Raw genomic sequence first — 3,270 nt, 5'->3', positions numbered from 1 at the left:
TCCTGATTTAAATTTAATCCACTATATTGTCTGTAAGCGGGTTGTTTCAGACGACCTTAAATGATATGGTTCGTCCGTTTGATGAACTTGAAAAGGAGTATCCGATGAAGCTGTATATTTACGACCATTGCCCGTTTTGCGTGCGTGCGCGGATGGCGGCCGGGCTGTTTGGCGCGGACGTTGAAGAAGTCGTGCTGGCAAACGACGACGAGGCAACGCCGATCGGCATGATCGGCGCGAAGCAAGTACCCATCCTGCAAAAAGAAGACGGTTCGTTTATGGGCGAGAGTTTGGACGTTGTCCGCTATCTTGACCGCGAGGGTCGTCTGAAAGATGAAACCCGCCCCGAAATCCAGGCATGGTTGGACAAGGTGGGCGAATACAACCTGAAACTCGTCCAGCCGCGCGTAATCAAACTCGGACTGCCCGAATTTGAAACGCCGGAAGCGGTGAAATATTTCACGGATAAAAAAGAGAAAAGCATCGGCAGCTTCGCCGCCAATTTGGAGAAAACCGGTCAGTATGTGCAACGGCTTAACGAAGATTTGGCGGAACTGGAAGCGCTGATGACCGAAGGCGGTGCAGGTTTGAACGGCGAAATCGGCATGGAGGACATATTGGTGTTCCCGATATTGCACAACCTGACCGTCGTGCGCGGTGTCGAGTGGCCGCAGAAGGTTATGGACTACCTGCTGCGCATGAGCGAAGCATCGGGTGTGCCGCTGTATTTCGACCGCGCCTTGTAATAACCGAATCCGCCGGATAAAACAAACGGAAAGGTCGTCTGAAAACAGTTTTCAGACGACCTTTCCGTTTGCGCCCGCCCTACCTTCCGGGAGTGAATGGAATCAGGCGGAGCAAGCATGGCGGAAATTGTTGATGTATGACCCCGAACAGATCGGGTGATACAGCAATAATTCCCGGCTGTGCTTATTGTGCGGCAGGTGCAGAAGCAGCGGCACCACCTTCAGCGGCGCTGCGTTGGTAGCCTTTGTCTTTCATACATGCATCGAACACGGCGCGGTCTTGGTTTGCACCGGAAGCTTGTTGACATTGAGCAATTGCTTCTTCAACGCTAACGCTAGGGGTTTTTGCTTCTTCAGAAGTTTTGCTGCTAGAGCAGGCACCCAGCATCAGACTTGCAGCGGCAACGGCGATCAATAAAGTTTTCATGTCGTATATTCCTATTGTGATTGATGGTTTACAGCGCAAATTTGCGTCTGTCCCAAAACAGAGTCCCATTAGTACGATTTAGTTTCATTTACATATGAAAGTTTTTGATAAGTTTGAACTATGACAGTAAATGCCGTCAGAAAATGATAAGCGGTTTCATGAATTTAAGGAACATAAACGCCAACGACACCGCAATGTAAAAAATTCCCTTATCGACTCGGCAACACAGCCGAACAATCATGCTCCGCCCGCCTGCCGTTAGGCGGCGCAGGGGTTTTATGGCATAATCCCGCTTACCTTTCCATACCGCAGAAACCACATTCCTTTTCTGCGGTTTGCCGTACACCGGCCGCACACTTTGCCGGCAGCATCCTATAAAACACATCATCAAAACATCCTCCCGTTTCAGACGACCCCACGCGGCATGCCGCATCCCGTCTGAACAGAAAGCTACCGCCATGAATCCATTCGCCTCACTCGGGCTGGGCAGCGAACTCGTTTCCGCGCTGACCGAACAAGGTTACGAAAACCCGACGCCCATCCAAGCCGCCGCCATCCCCAAAGCACTAGCCGGCCATGATTTACTAGCCGCCGCCCAAACCGGCACAGGCAAAACCGCCGCCTTTATGCTGCCCAGTCTGGAACGCCTCAAACGCTACGCCACCGCCAGCACCTCGCCCGCGATGCACCCCGTGCGTATGCTCGTATTGACCCCGACGCGCGAACTCGCCGACCAAATCGACCAAAACGTGCAGGGCTACATCAAAAATCTGCCGCTGCGCCACACCGTCCTCTTCGGCGGCGTCAACATGGACAAACAAACCGCCGACCTGCGCGCCGGCTGCGAAATCGTCGTCGCCACCGTCGGCAGGCTGCTTGACCACGTCAAACAAAAAAACATCAATTTAAACAAAGTCGAAATCGTCGTCCTCGACGAAGCCGACCGCATGTTGGACATGGGTTTCATCGACGACATCCGCAAAATCATGCAGATGCTGCCCAAGCAACGCCAAACCCTGCTCTTTTCCGCAACGTTTGCCCCGCCCATCCGCAAGCTCGCCAAAGACTTCATGAACGCGCCCGAAATCGTCGAAGTCGCCGCGCAAAACACCACCAGCGCCAATGTCGAGCAACACATCATCGCCGTTGACGCACTCAAAAAACGCAATCTTTTAGAGCGGCTGATTGTCGATTTGCAGATGAACCAAGTCATCGTGTTCTGTAAAACCAAACAAAGCGTCGACCAAGTGACCCGCGACCTCGTGCGCCGCAACCTCTCCGCCCAATCCATCCACGGCGACAAATCCCAGCAAAGCCGCCTCGAAACCCTCAACGCCTTCAAAGAAGGCAGCCTGCGCGTCCTCGTCGCCACCGACGTCGCCGCACGCGGTCTGGACATCGCCGAGCTGCCCTTCGTCATCAACTACGAACTGCCGACCCAGCCCGAAGACTACGTCCACCGCATCGGACGCACCGGCAGGGCAGGCGCGGACGGCGTCGCCATTTCCCTGATGGACAAAACCGAGCAAAAAATGTTTGAAGCCATCAAGGAGCTGACCGGCAACGACTTGGCAGTCGAACGCATCGAAGGCTTCGAGCCGAACTGGTGGGGAAGTGACGCCGACGGCGATGCAGCCGAAGACACCCAAGCCGCTCCGACCCGCAGCCGCGGCAGCGACAGAAACCGCTCCGAAAGGAACAACCGCAGCGAACGCAATGACCGTAACGAGCGCGGCGACAAATCCCAAAAAGCCGACAAAACCGATCCCGGCGCCGCCTGCGGCACCATCGCCGGACGCAGCCGCCGCAGCCGCAGGGAACGCCAACCCTGCGCCCTGCTGCAACCCAATTACGGCGCAAAATAAAGCCGGTTCCCCATAAAACCCGAAAGGTCGTCTGAAAAAGATTTCAGACGACCTTTTGCTGTCGGGAAAATAGCGGGGTCGAAAAAATACAGGCTACTGAGTCTGCACATGAATGGAGGAATAAGTATTGCTTAATTGGCGTTTCTGTAATTTCCTAAGCAATTTACGACGGTAGCGTGTAGTTTGTTGTGAAAATATAGTAGATTAACTTTAAACCGGTACGGCGTTGCCT

General features: G+C 54.0%; 3 protein-coding genes. 2 read left to right on the top strand and 1 reads right to left on the bottom strand.

The window, feature by feature from the left end:
- Nucleotides 1-104 precede the first annotated feature (104 nt).
- Complete coding sequence (locus HMPREF2907_RS08520) at nucleotides 105-746, top strand: GrxB family glutaredoxin (RefSeq protein WP_070682124.1); 642 nt, start codon at nucleotides 105-107, stop codon at nucleotides 744-746.
- Nucleotides 747-930: 184 nt separating this feature from the next.
- On the opposite strand, the gene HMPREF2907_RS08515 is transcribed toward HMPREF2907_RS08520, so the two are convergent.
- A complete protein-coding gene (locus HMPREF2907_RS08515; protein WP_016687314.1) occupies nucleotides 931-1,173 on the bottom strand; it encodes a hypothetical protein in 243 nt (80 codons plus the stop codon).
- A 458-nt stretch (nucleotides 1,174-1,631) separates the two neighbouring features.
- Between HMPREF2907_RS08515 and HMPREF2907_RS08505 the strand changes: the two genes are divergently transcribed.
- Nucleotides 1,632-3,038, top strand: a complete 1,407-nt coding sequence (locus HMPREF2907_RS08505) for a DEAD/DEAH box helicase (RefSeq protein WP_070682118.1) — start codon at nucleotides 1,632-1,634, stop codon at nucleotides 3,036-3,038.
- Nucleotides 3,039-3,270: the final 232 nt, after the last annotated feature.

This window comes from Neisseria sp. HMSC055H02 (assembly GCF_001813335.1).
GTDB lineage: Bacteria > Pseudomonadota > Gammaproteobacteria > Burkholderiales > Neisseriaceae > Neisseria > Neisseria sicca_C.
The sequence above is the reverse complement of the archived record's forward strand: the minus strand, read 5'-3'. Positions and strand labels throughout refer to the sequence as shown.

Coding starts and splice junctions, on each gene's coding strand:
- HMPREF2907_RS08520 (WP_070682124.1), top strand. CDS start 105: ATGAAGCTGTATATTTACGACCATTGCCCGTTTTGCGTGCGTGCGCGG.
- HMPREF2907_RS08515 (WP_016687314.1), bottom strand. CDS start 1,173: ATGAAAACTTTATTGATCGCCGTTGCCGCTGCAAGTCTGATGCTGGGT.
- HMPREF2907_RS08505 (WP_070682118.1), top strand. CDS start 1,632: ATGAATCCATTCGCCTCACTCGGGCTGGGCAGCGAACTCGTTTCCGCG.